This is a genomic window from Pseudomonas sp. FP215, from assembly GCF_030687795.1.
Taxonomy (GTDB): Bacteria; Pseudomonadota; Gammaproteobacteria; order Pseudomonadales; family Pseudomonadaceae; genus Aquipseudomonas; species Aquipseudomonas salmasensis.
This window is the reverse complement of the sequence record NZ_CP117447.1, coordinates 5,296,431-5,317,425: the sequence shown is the minus strand read 5'-3', so window position 1 is coordinate 5,317,425 and position 20,995 is coordinate 5,296,431. Positions and strand designations below refer to the sequence as shown.

15 protein-coding genes and 1 pseudogene are annotated in these 20,995 nt (G+C 61.3%); 8 read left to right on the top strand and 8 right to left on the bottom strand.

Annotation, left to right across the window (positions count from 1 at the left end):
* The first annotated feature begins 208 nt into the window (after window positions 1-208).
* From edd to PSH76_RS24075, 4 genes are all read left to right on the top strand, one after another.
* Window positions 209-2,035: a phosphogluconate dehydratase gene (edd, locus tag PSH76_RS24090; protein ID WP_014719752.1), complete on the top strand. Its 1,827-nt coding sequence runs from the start codon at window positions 209-211 to the stop codon at window positions 2,033-2,035.
* Window positions 2,032-2,988 carry a glucokinase gene (locus tag PSH76_RS24085; RefSeq protein WP_305493022.1) on the top strand — a complete coding sequence of 319 codons (957 nt, stop codon included), beginning with the start codon at window positions 2,032-2,034 and terminating at the stop codon, window positions 2,986-2,988. Before edd ends, PSH76_RS24085 begins: the two co-directional genes overlap by 4 nt.
* A 138-nt stretch (window positions 2,989-3,126) precedes the next feature.
* On the top strand, window positions 3,127-3,861 hold the full coding sequence (locus PSH76_RS24080; RefSeq protein ID WP_003193918.1) for a response regulator: 735 nt from the start codon (window positions 3,127-3,129) through the stop codon (window positions 3,859-3,861).
* Window positions 3,851-5,320 (top strand): ATP-binding protein, encoded by a 1,470-nt coding sequence (locus tag PSH76_RS24075; RefSeq protein WP_056789187.1) that lies wholly within the window; start codon window positions 3,851-3,853, stop codon window positions 5,318-5,320. The genes PSH76_RS24080 and PSH76_RS24075 overlap by 11 nt, the downstream gene beginning before the upstream one ends.
* A gap of 130 nt (window positions 5,321-5,450) precedes the next feature.
* Here the strand turns inward: PSH76_RS24075 and PSH76_RS24070 are convergent.
* Window positions 5,451-6,731: pseudogene (locus tag PSH76_RS24070) on the bottom strand (IS4 family transposase).
* 513 nt (window positions 6,732-7,244) lie between these two features.
* Window positions 7,245-8,174 (bottom strand): AraC family transcriptional regulator, encoded by a 930-nt coding sequence (locus PSH76_RS24065; protein ID WP_305493021.1) that lies wholly within the window; start codon window positions 8,172-8,174, stop codon window positions 7,245-7,247.
* A gap of 327 nt (window positions 8,175-8,501) precedes the next feature.
* Between PSH76_RS24065 and PSH76_RS24060 the strand changes: the two genes are divergently transcribed.
* Both PSH76_RS24060 and PSH76_RS24055 read left to right on the top strand, forming a co-directional pair.
* Entirely contained in the window at window positions 8,502-8,843 is a 342-nt protein-coding gene (locus PSH76_RS24060) for an antibiotic biosynthesis monooxygenase family protein (RefSeq protein ID WP_305493020.1), read from the top strand.
* A gap of 41 nt (window positions 8,844-8,884) precedes the next feature.
* Window positions 8,885-9,130, top strand: coding sequence for a hypothetical protein (locus PSH76_RS24055; protein WP_305493019.1), 246 nt, complete (start codon window positions 8,885-8,887; stop codon window positions 9,128-9,130).
* A gap of 99 nt (window positions 9,131-9,229) precedes the next feature.
* Here PSH76_RS24055 and PSH76_RS24045 read toward each other — a convergent pair whose 3' ends face one another.
* Window positions 9,230-9,850 carry a flavin reductase family protein gene (locus PSH76_RS24045; RefSeq protein WP_044268006.1) on the bottom strand — a complete coding sequence of 207 codons (621 nt, stop codon included), beginning with the start codon at window positions 9,848-9,850 and terminating at the stop codon, window positions 9,230-9,232.
* A gap of 176 nt (window positions 9,851-10,026) precedes the next feature.
* Here PSH76_RS24045 and PSH76_RS24040 point away from each other — a divergent pair, with 176 nt between their 5' ends.
* Window positions 10,027-10,782 carry a hypothetical protein gene (locus tag PSH76_RS24040; RefSeq protein ID WP_305493018.1) on the top strand — a complete coding sequence of 252 codons (756 nt, stop codon included), beginning with the start codon at window positions 10,027-10,029 and terminating at the stop codon, window positions 10,780-10,782.
* 99 nt (window positions 10,783-10,881) lie between these two features.
* Here the strand turns inward: PSH76_RS24040 and PSH76_RS24035 are convergent, their stop codons facing one another.
* The 4 genes from PSH76_RS24035 to PSH76_RS24020 form a co-directional block, all read right to left on the bottom strand.
* Window positions 10,882-12,201, bottom strand: a complete 1,320-nt coding sequence (locus PSH76_RS24035) for an MFS transporter (RefSeq protein ID WP_032895468.1) — start codon at window positions 12,199-12,201, stop codon at window positions 10,882-10,884.
* Window positions 12,202-12,501: 300 nt separating this feature from the next.
* Complete coding sequence (locus tag PSH76_RS24030) at window positions 12,502-13,827, bottom strand: sigma-54 dependent transcriptional regulator (RefSeq protein WP_305493017.1); 1,326 nt, start codon at window positions 13,825-13,827, stop codon at window positions 12,502-12,504.
* Window positions 13,821-15,587 carry an ATP-binding protein gene (locus PSH76_RS24025; RefSeq protein ID WP_032895471.1) on the bottom strand — a complete coding sequence of 589 codons (1,767 nt, stop codon included), beginning with the start codon at window positions 15,585-15,587 and terminating at the stop codon, window positions 13,821-13,823. Before PSH76_RS24025 ends, PSH76_RS24030 begins: the two co-directional genes overlap by 7 nt.
* Window positions 15,588-16,169: 582 nt before the next feature.
* The gene (locus PSH76_RS24020; RefSeq protein ID WP_003193907.1) at window positions 16,170-17,693 is read right to left on the bottom strand and encodes a fumarate hydratase; all 1,524 of its coding nucleotides are present in this window, start codon (window positions 17,691-17,693) and stop codon (window positions 16,170-16,172) included.
* Window positions 17,694-17,996: 303 nt separating this feature from the next.
* Here PSH76_RS24020 and PSH76_RS24015 point away from each other — a divergent pair, with 303 nt between their 5' ends.
* A complete protein-coding gene (locus PSH76_RS24015) occupies window positions 17,997-18,938 on the top strand; it encodes an iron-sulfur-binding ferredoxin reductase (RefSeq protein ID WP_305493016.1) in 942 nt (313 codons plus the stop codon).
* Window positions 18,939-19,500: 562 nt separating this feature from the next.
* On the opposite strand, the gene pyk is transcribed toward PSH76_RS24015, so the two are convergent.
* Entirely contained in the window at window positions 19,501-20,952 is a 1,452-nt protein-coding gene (gene pyk, locus PSH76_RS24010) for a pyruvate kinase (protein ID WP_003193904.1), read from the bottom strand.
* Between the last annotated feature and the right edge of the window lie 43 nt (window positions 20,953-20,995).

The following is a 20,995-nucleotide window of genomic DNA, read 5'->3' as shown; positions in this document are numbered from 1 at the left end:
TCGTCGATTTGTTGTAAGAATTACAAGATTATTCGCATAAAAATAGAAAACAAGCCTTTTTAGTGGCAATATTTTGTTCAATCTACAACGAGTGACCTGAATCAACTGGTCCGATGATCCAAACGACCCCCTGCCATCCCATGAGCCGTGGGCGTTTGATCAGCATAGACTCTCAGGTCGCCACATCCGTTAGCCTGGAGTTCTATACATGCATCCCCGCGTTCTTGAGGTCACCGAACGGCTTATCGCCCGCAGCCGCGCCACCCGCGAGGCTTACCTTGCGCTCATTCGCGGCGCAGCCAGCGACGGTCCGATGCGCGGCAAGCTGCAATGCGCCAACTTCGCCCACGGCGTGGCCGGTTGCGGCACCGAAGACAAAAACAGCCTGCGCATGATGAATGCCGCCAACGTGGCAATTGTTTCTTCTTATAACGACATGCTCTCGGCGCATCAGCCCTACGAGCATTTCCCCGAACAAATCAAAAAGGCCCTGCGCGAAGTCGGCTCGGTCGGCCAGTTTGCCGGCGGCACCCCCGCCATGTGCGACGGCGTGACCCAGGGCGAGCCGGGCATGGAGCTTAGCCTGCTCAGCCGTGAAGTCATCGCCATGTCCACGGCGGTAGCGCTGTCCCACAACATGTTCGACGCCGCGCTGATGCTGGGCATCTGCGACAAGATCGTCCCGGGCCTGATGATGGGCGCGCTGCGCTACGGCCACTTGCCGATGATCTTCGTGCCGGGCGGGCCGATGCCGTCGGGTATCTCCAACAAGCAGAAGGCCGATGTGCGCCAGCGCTACGCCGAAGGCAAGGCCAGCCGCGAAGAGCTGCTGGAATCGGAGATGAAGTCCTACCACAGCCCCGGCACCTGCACCTTCTACGGCACCGCCAACACCAACCAGTTGCTGATGGAAGTCATGGGCCTGCACCTGCCGGGCGCTTCGTTCGTCAACCCGTACACGCCACTGCGCGATGCGTTGACCCGCGAAGCCGCGCACCAAGTCACGCGCTTGACCAAGGCCAATGGCAACTTCACGCCCATTGGCGAGATTGTCGACGAGAAGTCCATCGTCAACTCCATCGTTGCGCTCAACGCCACCGGCGGTTCCACCAACCACACCCTGCACATGCCGGCCATCGCCATGTCGGCAGGCATCATCCTGACCTGGCAGGACATGGCCGACCTCTCCGAGGTGGTACCGACCCTGTCCCACGTGTATCCAAACGGCAAGGCTGACATCAACCACTTCCAGGCGGCGGGCGGTATGTCGTTCCTGATCCGCGAACTGCTCGAAGCCGGCCTGCTTCACGAAGACGTCAACACCGTGGCCGGCAAGGGCCTGAGCCGCTATATCCAGGAACCTTTCCTGGTCGACGGCGAACTGGTCTGGCGCGACGGCCCGATCGAAAGCCTCGACGAAACCATCCTGCGCCCCGTGGCCCGTGCGTTCTCGCCGGAAGGCGGCTTGCGTGTAATGGAAGGCAACCTCGGCCGTGGCGTGATGAAGGTTTCGGCGGTGGCGCCGGAGCATCAGGTGGTCGAAGCGCCGGCGGTGGTGTTCCAGGACCAGCAGGACCTGGCCGATGCCTTCAAGGCCGGGCTGTTGGAAAAAGACTTTGTCGCGGTGATGCGCTTCCAGGGGCCGCGCTCCAACGGCATGCCGGAATTGCATAAGATGACGCCGTTCCTGGGCGTGTTGCAGGACCGTGGTTTCAAAGTGGCACTGGTGACAGATGGGCGAATGTCCGGCGCGTCGGGTAAGATCCCTGCCGCGATCCACGTCAACCCCGAAGCCCAGAGCGGCGGGCCGCTGGCGCGGGTCCAGGATGGCGATATCATCCGTGTGGATGGCGTTACCGGCACCCTGGAGCTTAAGGTGGACGCCGAAGTATTTGCAGCGCGCACGCCTGCCACGGGCCTGTTGGGCAATAACGTGGGGGCCGGTCGCGAGCTGTTTGCATTCATGCGCTTGGCCGCAAGCTCCGCAGAGCAGGGCGCCAGCGCCTTTACCTCTGCCTTGGAGACGCTTAAGTGAAGCTTGCGCTGGTCGGTGATATCGGGGGGACTAACGCCCGTTTTGCGTTATGGCGGGATCAGGAACTGCATTCGATCCGCGTGCATGCCACGGCGGATCACGGCAGCCCTGAAGAGGCGATCAAGCTCTACCTCAAAGAAGAAGGCCTGCAAATCGGCGACATCGGCGCGGTGTGCCTGTCGGTGGCCGGGCCGGTGAGCGGCGATGAATTCAAGTTCACCAACAACCACTGGCGCCTGAGCAAAACCGCGTTTTGCCAGGCCCTGCAGGTGGATGAACTGTTGCTGGTCAACGATTTCTCGGCCATGGCCCTGGGCATGACCCGGCTCAAGCCCGACGAATTTCGCGTGGTCTGCGAAGGCACGCCGGAACCTTTGCGCCCAGCCGTGGTGATCGGCCCGGGTACCGGTCTTGGCGTCGGCACCTTGCTGGACCTCGGCGCAGGCCGTTGGGCAGCGTTGCCGGGGGAGGGTGGGCATGTCGACCTGCCCCTGAGCAGCCCACGGGAAACCCAATTGTGGCAACACATCTACAGCGAGATCGGGCATGTCAGCGCCGAAACCGCGTTGAGCGGTGGCGGCTTGCCACGGCTGTACCGGGCTATTTGTGCGGTGGATGGGCATGCGCCGGTGCTGGACACCCCCGAAGCCATCACTGCGGCGGGCCTGGCCGGTGACCCGGTGGCCATGGAAGTTTTGGACCAGTTCAGCATCTGGCTGGGCCGGGTGGCGGGCAATAACGTCTTGACCACCGGTGGGCGGGGTGGCGTGTACATCGTGGGTGGGGTGATACCGAGGTTTGCCGACTTCTTTATCACCAGTGGTTTCGCCAAAAGCTTTGCGGATAAAGGCTGCATGAGCGACTACTTCAAAGGTATTCCGGTGTGGCTGGTGACGGCGCCGTATTCCGGGCTGACTGGGGCGGGTGTGGCGCTTGAGCAAGCTTTTGCATAGGTCATAATGGCGCCATCGCAGGCAAGCCAGCTCCCACCGTCTGGAATGCATTCCAAGTGTGGGAGCTGGCTTGCCTGCGATGGCGGCCTAAAGGGCACCCGATGATTTAAGCCAGGCCATAACAACAAGGAGGCCCCCGTGAGCGTAATCAGTAAATCCATTCTCCTCGTCGACGACGACCAGGAAATCCGCGAATTGCTGCAAACCTACCTCAGTCGCGCCGGCTTCCAGGTTCGTGGCGTGTCCGATGGCGCGGGGTTCCGCCAGGCCATGAACGAGGCGCCGTGCGACCTGGTCATCCTCGATGTGATGTTGCCAGACGAAGACGGCTTCAGCCTGTGCCGCTGGATCCGCCAGCACCCGCGCCAGGCGCAGGTGCCGATCATCATGCTCACCGCCAGTTCCGACGAAGCCGACCGCGTGATCGGCCTGGAGCTGGGCGCCGATGACTATATCGGCAAGCCGTTCAGCCCCCGCGAGTTGCAGGCACGCATCAAGGCACTGCTGCGCCGCTGCCAGTTTGGCCAGGAGCGCAGCAGTGGCGGCGATGTGTGGGTGTTCGATGAATGGCGCCTGGATATGATCAGCCACCGCTTGTTTCATGTGGACGGTGAAGAGGTGATCCTCTCCGGCGCCGACTTTGCCTTGCTCAAGTTATTTCTCGACCACCCGCAGCAGATTCTTGACCGCGACACCATCGGCAACGCCACCCGTGGCCGCGACCTGATGCCCTTGGACCGGATCGTCGACATGGCCGTCAGCCGCCTGCGCCAGCGCCTGCGCGACACCGAGAAACCTCCGCGGCTGATCCGCACCGTGCGTGGCAGCGGCTATCAACTGGCAGCCAGCGTGGTTGCCGGCAATGCCCACTGAACCGCTGAACGAACGCCGCCGCCGCTTGCCGGTACCCCGCTCGCTGCTGGGGCGCATGTTACTGCTGACCTTGCTGGCGGTGCTGTTCGCCCAGGCGCTGTCCAGCGTGATCTGGGTGTCGCAATTGCGCGCCACCCAGCTTGAGGGCCTGGTCACCAGCGCCCGCAGCCTCGCGCATTCAATGACCGCCAGCGTGAGTTACTTCCGGTCGCTGCCGGTGGCCTATCGTCCGTTGGTACTGGACCAATTGCGCAGCATGGGTGGCACGCGTTTTGTGGTGACTCTCAACGATCGCCCGCTGGACATGCAAATACTGCCCGAAACCCCGCGCAAGCAAGCGGTACTGGTGGCGGTGGATGAAGTGCTGCGCCAGACCCTGGGCGCCGACGTGCACATCTCGGTAGAGTTCGTCAGCGCCGAAGACCTGCGCATCTTCAATGCCGGCCTGAAGCTCGACGAACTGCCACGCTCCTGGGCCCATTACGCACTGACCCTGGAGCCGGTGAACCCGCCGGTGCTGGTCACCCAGATTCAACTGGCACCCGGTGAATGGCTGTACATCGCCTCGCTGTTGCCCGAGCCCTACACCAGCCTGGAAGAACAAGGCCTGCCGTCCCAGCAGGTGTGGTTTATCGTGCTCACCAGCGGTTTTCTGCTGCTGTTCATCGGCCTGCTGGTGCACTGGCAAAGCCGGCCACTCAAGCGCCTGGCACGAGCGGCGCGGGACATGTCCCTGGGCGCCGATGTGGAGCCGGTGGCGGAAGGCGGCGGCAGTGAAGTGGTGGAAGTGGGTCGTGCGTTCAATGCCATGCGTGAACGTATCAGCCGTTACCTGACCGAGCGCAGCCAGTTGTTCAGTGCGATTTCCCATGACCTGCGCACGCCCATTACCCGCCTGCGCCTGCGCGTGGAATTACTGGAAGACGAGAACCTGCAAAACAAATTCGGCCGTGACCTGGATGAGCTGGAGTTGTTGGTCAAGGGCGCGCTGCAATGCGTTAAAGACACCGACATCCACGAAAACATCCAGCCGGTCGACCTCAACCACGTCCTCGAATGCCTGGTGGAGCCGTACCTGGCACCCCATGGCAATGGCCGAGTGACCCTCGATGGGGCGGCGCTGTCAGCCTACCCAGGCAAGCCGCTGGCGCTCAAGCGTTGCATCGGCAACCTGATCGACAACGCGCTCAAGTACGGGCAGAACGCGCATTTGCATATCGAAGACGATGGCGTGCAGTTCATCCTGCACGTGGATGATGAGGGCCCAGGCGTGCCGCAGCAGCGACTGGAGCAAGTGTTTGAACCGCACTTTCGCCTGGCCGGCCAGCAGCAGGGTTACGGGTTGGGGTTGGGGATTGCGCGCAACATTGCCCACAGCCATGGGGGCGAAGTGAGTTTGCAGAACCTGCGCGAAGGCGGCCTGCGCGTCACCTTGCAACTTCCCCGCGGATTAGACTGAATATACGCAGGACTACTGTGGGAGCTGGCTTGCCTGCGAAGGCGGCCTGACAGGCAACACAGTTGGACTGGGTACATATCCGTTATTTAGGTAACGGCCACTTAGGGTTCCGCTCTGACAGCCAGCCCTTTCAAGGTCTTTTCGTTTTGGCAGCCTTGATTACCCTGTCCGTTGAAACATGCGCATTCACCGCCTTGCCTTGCACCCATGTCTTGGGTTTAGGCACCTTGGGGCCGCGGGGACTTTTCGCAACTTGTTTGGGGTGGATGTTTCTGGCCAGCTCCAACAAACGCTGGGCCAACTTTTCCACAGGGATGGCGGGAAGATATTCCGAGGGCAGTGCAATCTGCATTCCCTCATAACCACTCCTGACCTGGACCGCCAAGTGATAGATCGAGGCTTCCCAGCCATCAGCTGGGTCTCCCGATGGGCTTGCTCCACGCTTCGCTTGAGTACGGCCAGGACGTTGTAGGCCAACACTGCCGTAGTGAACCCGAGCAAGGCGGCCTTTGGGCTGCCGAGAGTTTCGATTTCACTTTCCAGGATCGCTTCCAGTCGCTGGAACATACCTTCAATGCTCCAGCGGCGGCGATAGAGTTGCGCGATCTGCTCAGCGCTGACGCTTTCAGGCAGGTTGCTCCAGAACATCAAGCTGCTGTCACCCGAGTCTGTTGGCGAATGAAGCGTCAGTTCGACGCGCCGACATTGGTAACCGCCTCTGACCTGGATGATCTGCTCACGCACAGAGCCTGTTTCCACAGGCACGGATTCTTGCCACTCACCCTCTTGAATCAGGCGTGGATGTTTGGCTTGCTGGCGAATGACAAAGGACGTCTGGACCTGCTCACAAGCTTCCATTACCGGAAGCGTGCAGTAGAGTCGGTCAGCCAGCCACACCTGGCAGAGGCAACACGCAAACGCGCTCGCTGGCGTAGGCATCCTCACATGCCTGAAGGTCGATGACCTGATCGAGATCAGGATCGTAGACCACTACCGAAAAACCGGGACGAGCCGCACCTCGCTCCTGGCGTAAAGCCCCCAGACGCTTCTCAGTGGATGCCAGGTGATTGCCATCTACCACGCGAACCTGCCAGTCCGGCAGCATCGTCGTGCAACCCAGTTCTTTGATGGTTGGAGTCAGTCGTTGCGCACAACCGGTGACCAGAGCACGCAATAGCGCGGGTTCGGTACGACTGATCTTGTCGTAAAGCGCCGCCAAGCTGACAGGGAGATCTTCCAGTTGCCGCGCAGCGGCGTGCAGGGATGGCTTCAAGCCCAATGAAACAAGGGACATCAGCTTGATTATGGTCGAGAACAGTAGTTCACGAGAATACTGCCGTTGCCGATGTTCTTCGAAGACCTGATCGACCCACTCAGGGGCAATAGCTTGTTCCAGCGCCAATTTGGCCATGACGCTGGCAGGTGCTTTTTTCTCGAAACGCGCTAGAACATCGGCCCACATCGTTTGGGATCCCTGAATGAAATTTCAGGGGATTTTACCGAAGACCTTGAAAGGGATGGCTCTGACAGCGGCTCACTTTTGAAAAGCGCAAAAGTAAGCAAAACGCTCTTGCCCCACCACTCGGCACCTCGCCTAGGCTCGGTGTGCCCGTAATCCGCCAGTGATTTGGGGGGCCGCCGCCACGCGCCATCCATGGCGCGGGGCGGCTAAACCGGCATCCCTGCCGGTTTACCCCCCAAATCCCTGTCGAATTCCGGCCAGCGTGGTTTAACGGGGCGCCTAAGATCAAAAGCAGATCAAGATCAAGAGCGGCTCGCTTCGCATCGTGGTTACCGTCGGCTGCTACAGGCTACAAAGTTGTGTAGATACCTATGCTGCGATGACGATGGGTCAGTTAATACAATAGTGACTGACACACCGCCATCGCAGGCAAGCCAGCTCCCACATTTTGCTACGCGTGCATCAGATGCTTTGACGCAGTCTGGCCAAGTCGCGCAGCGGCGGCGCACCAAACAACCGGCTGTACTCCCGGCTGAACTGCGACGGGCTTTCATACCCCACCCGATACCCCGCTGCCGAGGCCTCCAGCCCTTCGGCAATCATCAGCCGCCGGGCTTCCTGCAAGCGCAGTTGCTTCTGGTATTGCAACGGGCTCATGGCGGTGATCGCTTTGAACCGGTGGTGCAAGGTCGAGACGCTCAGGTTCACTTCCTTGGCCAGGTCGTCGATACGCAGCGGCTGTTCGTAGTTACCGTTCAACCAAGTGATCGCCTGGCTCACCCGATGGCTCTGGCTGTTAGCCACAGCAATTTCATACAGGCGATAACCCTGTGGGCCACGCAGCAAACGGTAGAGAATTTCACGGTTGATCAGCGGCGCGAGCATCGCGATGTCTTTAGGCGTGTCCAGCAAGCGGGTCAGGCGCAGCACCGCATCGAGCAGTGCGTGATCGATGCGGTCGACGTACATGCCTCGCGAGGTCGGGCGTGAGGGCACGCCCATCGGCCCGGCCTCTGCGATCAGCGCGGTGAGCTGCGCCGGGTCGATGTTGATGCGCACCGAGAGGTTCGGGTCCTCGGCGGTGGCGTCGATGATGCGGCCGGCCACCGGCATCGCCACCGAGAACACCAGGTAGTTGAGCGGGTCGTAGGCAAAGATCTCGTCGGCCAGGCGCACTTCCTTGCTGCCACTGGCGAGGATGCACAGTGCGGGTTCCACCAACACCGGCATGAAATCCCGTGGCGCATTGTGGCGGTTCAGGTACAGCGAGGTGATCGCCGTGCCGTAGGAGCCGTCCTCCCAGGTATGGCGGTGCACGATACTGGCCAGCTCGGCGCGTTGTTTCTCCATCTCGGCATCGAGGGGTACGGACTTGGATTCGGGCGACGGCATGGGGCGTCCTCTACACGCTGCTTTGATGGGCTCAGCTTAGCGGCGGCTTTTCAAATAGTGTTACGTCGATTCTGCAGGATCCTTGCCTGATCCTGCGAGATAGCGTGAATCAGGCAAGTGCGCAGCCTGTCATCTGCCTGAAACAAGGGGCCTGGGCCTGGAATAAATCCTGAGGCCGAACGTCCTCCCTACGCTTCTCGCAGGATTGTGCAATAAGCCTGCAGGAATTGACTAACCGCGCCCACCCCCGCGCCGTTATCTTTGATCCTGTGGCAACACGCCCTCATTGTGCTTGCCGAGCATCACTTCTCAACGGGAGAGTCGAACATGTCCACCCCCATTCCCGCGAGCCATATGGCCTTTATCCGTGCCCGTAGCGGGTGCAGCCCCGAACTCGGTGCACGCTTGAGCAGTTTGATTGAACCGGGTCGCCAGGCCCAGGGTTGCCTGCAATTCTCGTTGCAGCATTCCCAGGTCGACCCCGATGTGTGGCTGGTGTCCGGGTTCTGGAGCAGCGAGCAGGCCATGAGCGCCTACTTCAGCTCTCCGGCCCTGATGATCTTCACTGAGCTGCTGAACGACATGGTCGTGCGCAGCATGGACTTCCAGACCTTCACCGACGCATCGGCCGTACAGGCCTACGGCGAGTACCTGCAACTGGCCGGTTAACGGTTAGAATGGCCGACTTTCCATTGGCCAGGACCTGCAACATGGCACGTAAACAATTTGCCCACCACGAAGCCGTTTCCGCCGTAGTACCGGGCGAAGGTGGCTACAGCGCCGCCGTCGCCGTCAAGGCACTGGATGGCATGGGCGCACCCAGGTTTCACAAGATCCTTGATGGGCAGACGTTCAAGACGGCCTCCGACGCTGACGATGCCGCCACTGAGCAGCTTGGACGGTTGATTGATGTGGATGAAGAAGGCCAACTGAGCTGGGCTCCCGCCGCACTGTAGGAGCGAGCTTGCTCGCGAAAAACTCAAGAGCACCGCGTTCAGCCTGGTGCCCCGCGTTATCGTTGACGATCTTCGCGAGCAAGCTCGCTCCTACAGGGGTTATTGAGGTCTGTACATCTTGAACAGTGCTTCCGGCCCCAGCTGGAAATAATCCGCCGGGCCACCCCCACGCAAAATCGGCTCGGCGGCAGCAGTGTCGTAGATCCCATCCTTGAGCAACCACTTGGCGATGTGCACCGCAACCACCTCGCCCAGCACCAGCCAGCTTGGCACCAACTGTTGGTCGGCACGTTGCAGTTGGATGATCTGCGTCACCTTGCACTCGAACGACACCGGGCTCTCGCCCACCCGTGGTACGCCGACGATTTTCGAAGCCACCGGCGTCAGCCCGGACAGTTCGAATTCATTCACCTCGGGCGATACCGGCGCGCAGCTCTGGTTCATCTGCTCGGCCAGCGGGCGGGTGGCCAGGTTCCAGACGAATTCGCCGGTCTGTTCGATATTGTTCAGGCTGTCTTTGCGCCCGACACTGGAAAACCCAATGATCGGCGGAATGTAGTTGAACGCATTGAAGAAGCTGTAGGGCGCCAGGTTCAGGCGGCCTTCGCGGTCGTGGGAGGAGATCCAGCCAATCGGGCGTGGGCCGACGATGGCATTGAACGGGTCATGGGGCAGGCCGTGGCCGTTGGCGGGTTCGTAAAAGTGGATATCGTCGGGCATGGCCGGGTTCCTGCTACGCGGTTTGAGAGACCGTCATAGTGCAATTCATGGCAGTGAATTTCCACGGTGCCCATGGATTTTTCATACATAGGCCACCTATTTTTCACAGCTTTCCCTTCAGTCTGCGCCCAAGGTCAATACCCCCTATAAGACTGAGCCTTGGAGCCATTTACTGCATGAACAAACTTCCTCAGATCACCCTGGCGTTCTGGGTCATGAAAATCTGCGCAACCACCTTGGGCGAAACCGCTGGGGACTTGCTGTCGATGACCTTGAACGTTGGCTACGCCATCAGCTCCATGATCCTCATCAGCGTGTTCCTGGTGACCCTGGTGACGCAACTCTGGTCGAAAACCTACAACCCGGTGCTGTACTGGATCGTGATTTTGTCCACCAGCACGGCGGGTACCACGATGTCCGACTTCATGGACCGCACGCTGGGGCTGGGCTACGCCACGGGGTCGATGATCCTGATCGTGATCTTGATGATCATCTTTGCGGTGTGGCACCTCAGTGGTGACTCGCTGAACGTAAACAAGGTGCAGACCTTCCGGGGCGAGCTGTTTTACTGGATGGCGATCCTGTTTTCCAACACCTTGGGCACCGCATTGGGCGATTTTCTCGCGGACGATTCGGGGTTGGGCTTCGCCGGTGGCGCATTGCTGATCGGTTCGACCATCGCCGCGGTGGTGGCGCTCAAGTACTTCACGCGCATCTCGTCGGTGCTGTTGTTCTGGGTGGCGTTTGTACTGACACGGCCGTTTGGCGCGACCTTGGGGGACTTCCTGACCAAACCCCATGAAAAGGGCGGCCTGGATTTTGGCACCGTCGGTTCATCGGCGGTGTTGGCGGCGGTGCTGCTGGTGATGATTGCGGGCGCCTCGTATGCGCAACGGCGTTATGGACGCAATGAGGCCGCAGAGTTGTCCTAAGACTAAATGTGGGAGCGGGCTTGCCCGCGATTGCGGTGGGTCAGTTGATACAACTTTGACTGATCCTCCGCTATCGCGAGCAAGCCCGCTCCCACATTATTAGTCGGTGGTGATCCGAGAGTGTTTGCGAGTGTCTTTCATGGTCACGTACACCATCAACGACACCGCGATACACGCGGTCACGTACCAGTAGTAGCCAGTTTCCATACCGATGCTCTTGAACCACAGCGCGATATATTCAGCGGTACCGCCGAAGATCGACACGGTCAGGGCATACGGCAGGCCTACGCCCAGGGCGCGGATTTCGGTCGGGAACAGCTCGGCCTTCACCACGGCGTTGATCGAGGTGTAGCCGCTGACGATGATCAACGCTGCCATGATCAGGAAGAACGCGCCCCACCAGCTTTGGATGGTGTGCAGGGTGGTGAGGATCGGCACGGTGAACAGGGTGCCAAGCACGCCGAAGGCGATCAGGATCGGGCGGCGGCCGATTTTATCCGACAGCCCGCCGATGATCGGTTGCAGGCACATGAACAGAAACAGCGTCGCCGCTGAAATGGTGGTGGAGTCGGAGATGCTCATGCCGACGGTGTTCACCAGGTATTTCTGCATGTAGGTGGTGTAGGTGTAGAACGCCAGGGTGCCGCCCATGGTCAGGCCGACCACGGTCAGCAGTTCCTTGGGGTGGCGCATCAAGGTGCGCATTGCGCTTTCCTTGGCTTTTTCTTTCTTGGTGAACGACTCGGTTTCTTCCATGCCACGACGCAGGTACAGCGCGACCACTGCACACAGCGCGCCGATGGCGAACGGGATGCGCCAGCCCCAGGCGTACAACTGCTCGGTGGTGAGCACCTGTTGCAGCACAATCAGCACCGCCAGCGCGATGAGCTGGCCGGAGATCAGGGTCACGTACTGGAAGCTGGAGTAGAAACCGCGACGTTCCTTGGTGGCCATCTCACTGAGGTAAGTGGCAGAGGTACCGTATTCGCCGCCGACCGACAGACCCTGCAGCAGGCGGGCAAACACCAGCAGGATCGGCGCACCGATACCAATGACCTCATAGCCGGGGCTCAGGGCAATCAGCAGCGAGCCGAAGCACATCAGGTACACCGAGGCCATCAAGGCTTTTTTACGCCCGACTTTGTCGGCGTACAGGCCCATCAGCCAGCCACCGATCGGGCGCATCAGGAAGCCCACGGCGAAGATCGCGGCGGTGTTGAGCAGTTGGGCAGTAGTGTCGCCTTTGGGGAAGAAGGCTTTGGCAAAATACAGCGAGAAGGCGGCGTAGACGTACCAGTCGTACCATTCGACCATGTTGCCGACTGATCCGCTGAAAATCGACTTGATGCGGCTGGAGGTGGTGCGCTCCTGCGCTTTTGCGGCCGTCGATCCCAGAGGCACGGTATTGGAGTTATCCATTAAAGGATCCTTCATCTAGTTGTTTTTATGGAGCGGCGCGTGCGCAGCCTGTTCGGGCTATAGCAGGAGCTGTGCCAGGTAGAGGAAGGCCCGGAATAGAAGGGTTGCGGGATTTTTTTGAGCGGAAAATCGCTGATGGTTTTGGGGTGATGAGCGGAAATTCGCTTATGGCTGCAGTGATCGTTCCCACGCTCTGCGTGGTAACGCCTGTGGTGACGCTCCGCGTCGCGCCTTTAAAAAGCGACGCAGAGCGTCTTAGGCTGCGTTTCCACGCGGAGCGTGGGAACGATCAGAGCGGGATCAGAGAAACATCTCCCTCACCAACCCATGCCGCTGCATCTTCTCATTGAAGGTACGGCGCGGCAGTTGCAACTCGGCCAGCACCGCCTTGATATCGCCCTTGTGACGCGTCAACGCGGCCTTCAGGCAGTGTGCCTCGAACGCCTCCTGCTGCGCCGCCAACGACTGGCCGGCTTCGATCCCTTGCGGTTCCGGCTCGTCCAGCCCCAACACCTGGCGCTCGGCGACGTTGGCCAGTTCGCGCACATTGCCCGGCCAGTCATGGCTGAGCAGGCGCCCCAGCTGTGGCCCACTCAAGGGCTCGACCTGGCGGCCCAGACGCTCGGCGGCGTTTTGCGCAAAATGCTCGTACAGCAGCGGAATATCTTCGCGACGTTCACGCAATGGCGGCAGGCGCAGTTGCGCGACGTTGAGCCGATAGGCCAGGTCTTCGCGAAAACGCCCGGCACGGGCTTCTTCGAGGAGGTCGGGCTTGGTGGCGGCGATGATGCGCAGGTCCACCTGGATACTCTGGTTGGAGCCCAGCCGCTCCAGTTTCTGCTCTTGCAATACGCGCAGCAATTTCACCTGTTGGGCCAGGGGCATGCTTTCGATTTCATCCAGGAACAAGGTGCCGCCGTGGGCATATTCCAGCTTGCCGATACGTTTGCCCTGGGCGCCGGTGAAGGCGCCGCTTTCATGCCCGAACAGTTCGGCTTCGAACAACTGCTCGGGGATCGCCGCGCAATTGAGGGCCACGAAGGGCTTCTTGGCGCGAGGGCCGAAGTCGTGCAGGCAGCGGGCGACCAGCTCCTTGCCGCTGCCGGTCTCGCCACGAATCAGCACATTGACCGGCAAGCTCGCCAAGTCCAGCACTTGGCGGCGCAAACTTTGCAGGCCCTTGGACACGCCCAGCAGGCTGGACTCCAACTGCGCGCGATGATCGGCCTGTTGATGCAGGCGGCGGTTTTCCAGGATCAGCCCGCGCTTGTCCAGCGCCCGGCGCAGGCTGTTGAGCAAGGCGTCGGGGCTGAAGGGTTTTTCCAGGAAGTCGTAGGCCCCGTCGCGCATGGCTTCGACGGCCATTGGCACGTCGCCATGGCCGGTGAGCAAAATCACTGGCAAATCGGCATCGCGGCGCTGCACCTCGGCCAACAGCTCAAGGCCGCTGAGCCCCGGCATGCGCACGTCACTCAGTATCACCCCGGCAAAGTCCTTGGGCAGTTGCGCCAGGCACTCTTCGGCGCGGCTGAATAACTGCACGTCAAACCCCGACAGGCTCAGCCATTGCTCGACGGCCGTGCGAATACTGGCTTCGTCATCGACCACAATCACCGCGTTCAACATAGGTCTGGCGTCTCCAGGGCGATAGGCAGGGTCAAGGTGAAAATCGCGCCATCGCCACGGTTGGCGGCACTCAGGCGGCCGCCCAGTTCATGCACGATAGCGTAGGACACCGCGAGCCCCAAGCCGAGCCCGTCGCCCACCGGTTTGGTGGTGAAAAACGGGTCGAACACGCTGCTCAAATGTTCTTCGGCAATCCCGCCGCCGCTGTCGCAGACGCTCAACTGCCACAGTTGCTGATCGGCGTGCAGGCGGATTTCCAGGCGCTTGCGCGGTTTGTCGGCCATGGCATCGAGGGCGTTGCGCAACAGGTTGATCAGCACCTGTTCGAGGCGGATCGCGTCGCCGCGTACCCAGGCCGGGCGGGTGAGGTCCAGCACCACACCGATGGCTTCGTCACGCAGGCGCGCATCGAGCAGGTGCAGGGATTGGTCGACCACCGTCGCCAGGTCCAGCTTTTCGCGCAGGCCACTGGGGCTCTTGCGGGCGAACGTCTTGAGGTGGCCGGTGAGCGCGGCCATGCGCGTGAGCATGTCATCCAGCGGTGTGAGGGCCTTGTAGGCATCGTCCACGCGACCATGGTCGAGCAGCAGCCGCAGCGTCGCCAGTTGCATGCGCTGGGCGGTCAGTGGTTGGTTGATTTCATGGGCGAGGGCGGCCGACATCTGCCCCAATGCCGCCAGCTTGGCCGACTGCACCAGGCCATCCTGGGCGGTGCGCAACGCCTGGGTGCGTTCTTCGACCAATTGCTCCAGCTCTTCTCGGCTGCGCTGGCGCAAGCGGGCCAGGCGCCAGCGTTGGCTGAGGAACAGCACCAGAAACACCAGTGCCAGCCACGAACCCGCAGCGGCAAGGCCCGCGTTGCGTTGGTCTTCAAAGGCAAACTGGGGTTTGCGCAACAGGTGCAGAGTCCAGCCTTCGCGCTTGAGCGGCAGCGACTCCCAGATGTAATTGGCGTTGCCGTCGGGGCCGTTGACGCGGATCAAGTGGCTGTTTTCGTCAAAGCGTTGCAGGGGCTGGGTGTCCAGTGGCTGCAGTTGTTTCTTGTCGTATTGGCGGGTGGCCTTGAGTTCGGCCAGGTCATTTTCGGACAACGGCCGCAGGTTGCGATAACGCCAGCCCGGCTGGTTGGCGATAAACACGATGCCTCGCGCATCGCTGACCAACAGCAGGTCATTGCCCTGGGCCCATTCGCGCTCCAGCTCGGGGAACTCCAGCTTGACCACCATGGCGCCGAGGAACTGCTCGTGCTCATCCACGACCGCGCTGGAAAGAAAGTAGCCTGGAATGCCCGTGGTCACCCCCACCGCATAAAAGCGCCCGGTGCCCTGGCTCAGGGTCTGGCTGAAATACGGCCTGAACGCGTAGTTGTGGCCGACATAGCTGCTGGGCAGGTTCCAGTTGCTGGCGGCCACGGCCAGGCCGGTGCGGTCCATCAGTTCCAGGGTCGAAGACTGCGCGGCGCCGTTGATACGCTCCAGCTTGCGGTTGAGCCGGTCTTGCGTGGCGGCGTCCAGCGGGCCCTTCAAGGCGCTGATCATTTCCGAGTCCAGCGCCAGCACGGCGGGCAGGGCACGGTAGCGTTCGATCAGGGTGTGCAGCGAGTTGGCGTACAGCGCGAGCTGCTGATTGGCACGGGCGGCGTCGTCCACCAGGGCCTGGCGTTCGGCATGGCGCGTGGCCAAGGCGGCGGCCAGCACCGCACCGGCGATGATCAACAGGGAATAGAAGGTCAGGCGCAGGGGGCGAGGGATCACGATCATACGATGATGAACAGGCACGGTAAGGGGCGAGCACCATAGCATGGGCGGCTCATATCTTGTGACCAAGGAGCTTGTGTGGGGGCTGGCAAGCCTGCGATGACGGCCTGCCAGCCGACGGCTATCTACCTGACACCCCACGATCGCAATGTGTGCGGGCTTGCTCGCGAAGGCGGCCTGGCAGGCGACACAGTTGGATTGTGTGTATATCCATTGCTGCGGTAACGGCCGCTTAGGGTTCCGCCCTGACGGCGGCTCACTTTTGAAAAGCGCAAAAGTAAGCAAAACGCTCTTGCCCCACCACTCGGCACCTCGCTGGGGCTCGGTGTGCCCGTAATCCGCCAGTGATTTGGGGGGGCGCCGCCACGCGCCATCCATGGCGCGGGGCGGCTAAACCGGCATCCCTGCCGGTTTACCCCCCAAATCCCTGTCGAATTCCGGCCAGCGTGGTTTAACGGGGCGCCTGAGATCAAGATCACAAGCAGATCAAGATCAAGAGCGGCTCGCTTCGCATCGTGGGTAGGGCATAAAAAAGGCGACTGGGCCATGGGGCCGCAGTCGCCTTTATGCTTGTGGAGAAAGTGCTTACTGCACTTCTACCGCCAGGCTGTCACTGATCTTTTTCTGCCAGATGGCAGGACCGGTGATGTGGACGGATTCACCTTTGCTGTCCACGGCAACGGTGACCGGCATGTCTTTGACGTCGAACTCGTAGATGGCTTCCATGCCCAGTTCGGCGAAGGCAACCACGCGCGACTTCTTGATGGCTTGGGCCACCAGGTAAGCGGCGCCGCCCACGGCCATCAGGTACACGGCCTTGTGGTCCTTGATCGCTTCGATGGCGGTCGGGCCGCGTTCGGATTTGCCGATCATGCCCAGCAGGCCGGTTTGCTCGAGGATCTGGCGGGTGAACTTGTCCATCCGCGTCGCGGTGGTCGGGCCAGCAGGGCCAACCACTTCTTCGCGCACCGGATCAACCGGGCCGACGTAGTAGATAAAGCGGCCCTTGAGGTCCACCGGCAAGGTTTCGCCCTTGTTCAGCATCTCGACCATGCGCTTGTGCGCCGCGTCGCGACCGGTGAGCATCTTGCCGTTGAGCAGTACGGTTTCGCCCGGCTTCCAGCTCTGCACTTCTTCCGGGGTCAGGGTGTCGAGGTTGACGCGACGGGCCGATGGGCCGGCTTCCCAGACGATTTCCGGGTAGGCGTCCAACGGTGGCGCTTCCAGCGACGCCGGGCCCGAGCCGTCGAGCACGAAGTGCGCGTGACGGGTGGCGGCGCAGTTGGGGATCATGCACACCGGCAGGGAAGCGGCGTGGGTCGGGTAGTCCATGATCTTCACGTCGAGCACGGTGGTCAGGCCACCCAGGCCCTGGGCGCCGATGCCCAACTGGTTGACCTTCTCGAACAGCTCCAGGCGCATTTCTTCGATACGGTTCTGCGGGCCGCGCTTTTTCAGCTCGTGGATGTCGATGGACTCCATCAACACTTCCTTGGCCATTACCGCGGCTTTCTCGGCGGTGCCGCCGATGCCGATGCCGAGCATGCCCGGTGGGCACCAGCCGGCACCCATGGTCGGAACGGTCTTGAGCACCCAGTCGACGATCGAGTCGGACGGGTTGAGCATGGCCATTTTCGACTTGTTCTCGGAACCGCCACCCTTGGCCGCCACGTCCACTTCCACGGTGTTACCCGGGACGATGGAGTAGTGGATGACCGCTGGGGTGTTGTCCTTGGTGTTCTTGCGGGCGCCAGCCGGGTCGGCGAGGATCGAGGCGCGCAGGACGTTTTCCGGCAGGTTGTAGGCGCGACGCACGCCTTCGTTGATCATGTCGTCCAGGCCCATGGTGGCGCCGTCCCAACGCACGTCCATACCCACGCGCACGAACACGGTGACGATACCGGTGTCCTGGCAGATCGGCCGATGGCCGGTGGCACACATGCGCGAGTTGATCAGGATCTGGGCGATGGAGTCACGGGCCGCCGGCGATTCTTCGCGCAGGTAGGCTTCGTGCATGGCCTGGATGAAGTCAACGGGGTGGTAGTAGGAAATGAATTGCAGGGCGTCGGCAACGCTCTGAATCAGGTCGTCTTGCTTGATCACGGTCATGAGTCGCGCTCCTCTATAAGGGAACATTCAATAAAGATGGCGTCAGTGTTGCATCGGTCGGCTGAAGCCATCTTTCCAAGGCACGCCAGAATGGTGCAGGCGCGACGCTAAAAAGGCGCGGCAGTATAACCCGGCACGGTGGCCGATACACCCGACTATGGTCACGAATGCCCGGCCCGGTTATCTGTAGGAGCGAGCTTGCTCGCGAAAAACGTGAATCTGGTGGGTTTCATCTGGTTGTCCGCGTTATCGTTGGCGCTCTTCGCGAGCAAGCTCGCTCCTACCTAGAGAGGTAACGGCGTTATGCCTGAACTGTACGTCGGCGAACGCCACTGGTCGGTCACCTCCGGCAGCAACCTGCTGGATGCCTTGAATCAGGCCGGCGTGGCCGTGCCCTTCAGTTGCCGGGCCGGCAGTTGCCATGCGTGCCTGGTGCGTTGCGAGGGTGAGGTTGACGACCAGCAGCCCGAAGCCCTGAGCCCGACGCAGCGCCAGCAAGGTTGGCGCCTGGCGTGCCAGTGCCGGGTCAGTGCGGATCTGAAGGTCGAAGCGTTTGACCCCCAGCGCGATGGCCTGCCCAGCCAGGTGGTGGGCGCCGATTGGCTGAGTTCGACGGTACTGCGCCTGCGCCTGCAACCGGAACGTGCCCTGCGGTACAGCGCCGGGCAGCATCTGGTGCTGTGGGCGGGGCAGGTGGCGCGCCCTTATTCCCTGGCGAGCTTGCCCCAGGAAGAGCCGTACCTGGAGTTTCATATCGAGTGCCGCCAGCCTGGTGCATTCAGCGATGCGGCGCGACAGTTCAAGGTCGGTGAGCCTCTACGCCTGGGCGAGCTGCGGGGTGGAGCGCTGCACTATGATCCTGACTGGCAATCGCGGCCATTGTGGCTGCTGGCTTCCGGTACCGGCCTGGGCCCCTTGTGGGGCGTGTTGCGCGAGGCACTGCGCCAGGATCATCAAGGCGAGGTTCGCGTGATTCACCTGGCCCATGAGGCCGAGGCTCATTATCTGGCCGAACCTCTGGCGGCGCTTGCCGCGCAGCATGGGAACCTGACCGTGGAGCTATGGACTACAGCGCAGTTGCAGCCGGCATTGGCACAACTGCGACTGGTTTCCCGCCAAACCCTGGCCTTGCTCTGCGGGCACCCGGCCAGCGTCGAGGCCTTTTCCAAGCGCTTGTTCCTGGCGGGACTGCCGCGTAATCAACTGCTGGCGGATGTGTTCCTGCCCCGCCCTTCCACTTTATGAAAAGCCAGCTCCCACAGTAGACCGAGTTGTCTGACCAGGCACGGATTACTGTGGGAGCTGGCTTGCCTGCGATGGCGGCCTGGCAGTCAACACAGTTGGATTGTGTGCATATCCATTGCTGCGGTAACGGCTACTTAGGGTTCCGCCCTGACGGCGGCTCACTTTTGAAAAGCGCAAAAGTAAGCAAAACGCTCTTGCCCCACCACTCGGCACCTCGCCTAGGCTCGGTGTGCCCGTAATCCGCCAGTGATTTGGGGGGCCGCCGCCACGCGCCATCCATGGCGCGGGGCGGCTAAACCGGCATCCCTGCCGGTTTACCCCCCAAATCCCTGTCGAATTCCGGCCAGCGTGGTTTAACGGGGCGCCTGAGATCAAGATCACAAGCAGATCAAGAGCAAGATCAAGAGCGGCTCGCTTCGCATCGTGGTTAGTGTTGAGCGCTACAGAGTTTTGTAGATACCTATGCTGCGATCAGGCCCTGAAGTTCAACACATTGGCCTGCATTGAAATGCAAAAAGCCCCGCCATTCACATGGCGGGGCTTTTGTTTTTCAGCCTGTCACTCAGACCTGCGGGTCGCCTACATGCAGGATCTTCATGCCATTGGTGCCACCGGTGGTGTGGTAGCTGTCGCCCTTGGTCAGGATGACCCAGTCGCCTTTCTCCACGACGCCGCGTTTAACCAGCTCGTCGATCGCCTTCTGGCTGACTTCGTTCGGCGCCAGCGACGCCGGGTCGAACGGGATGGTGTACACGCCACGGAACATGGCCGCGCGGGCCTGGGCTTCGCGGTGTGGGGTGAACGCGTAGATCGGCACCGAGGAACGGATGCGCGACATGATCAACGGCGTGTAGCCACTTTCGGTCAAGGCGATGATCGCTTTCACGCCCGGGAAGTGGTTGGCGGTGTACATGGCAGCCAGGGCGATGCTCTGGTCGCAGCTTTCGAAGACCTTGCCGATGCGGTGGCTGGAGGTCTTGCTGGTCGGGTGCTTTTCGGCACCGACGCAGATACGCGCCATGGCCTGCACGGCCTCCAGCGGGTACGGGCCAGCAGCACTTTCAGCCGAGAGCATCACGGCGTCGGTGTAGTCGAGCACGGCGTTGGCCACGTCGGACACTTCGGCACGGGTCGGCATCGGGTTCTGGATCATCGACTCCATCATCTGGGTCGCCACGATCACCGCTTTGTTGTGGCGGCGTGCGTGCAGGATGATCTTCTTCTGGATACCGATCAGCTCGGCGTCACCGATTTCCACGCCCAGGTCGCCACGGGCAACCATCACGGCATCGGAAGCCTTGATCAGGCCGTCGAGGGTTTCATCGTCGGCCACGGCTTCAGCACGTTCGATCTTCGCTACCAGCCAGGCGGTACCGCCGGCTTCGTCGCGCAGCTTACGAGCGTATTCCATGTCGGCGGCGTCGCGCGGGAAGGACACGGCGAGGTAGTCCACTTCCATTTCGGCGGCGAGCTTGATGTCGGCCTTGTCTTTTTCAGTCAGGGCCGGCGCCGTCAGGCCACCACCGCGACGGTTGATGCCTTTGTGGTCGGACAGCGGGCCGCCGATGATCACGGTGCAGTTCAGTTCGGTTGGCGTGGCAGTGTCGACGCGCATCACCACACGACCGTCGTCCAGCAGCAGTTCGTCACCGACGCCGCAGTCCTTGACCAGGTCCGGGTAGTCGATGCCCACCACGTCCTGGGTGCCTTCGGTCAGCGGGTGGCTGGTGGAGAAGGTGAATTTGTCACCAATTTTCAGCTCGATCCGCTTGTTGGTGAATTTGGCGATACGGATTTTCGGGCCTTGCAGGTCGCCCAACAGTGCAACGAAGCGGCCATGCTTGGCGGCGAGGTCACGCACCAGCTTGGCGCGAGCCTTGTGCTCGTCCGGGGTGCCGTGGGAGAAGTTCAGACGGGCGACGTCCAAACCAGCCAGAATCAGCTGTTCGAGGACTTCCGGCGAGTTACTGGCCGGGCCAAGGGTGGCGACGATTTTGGTACGACGGACGGACATGCACGGACTCCTGAGTTCAAGCGCTGGGGAAGGCTACTATGCT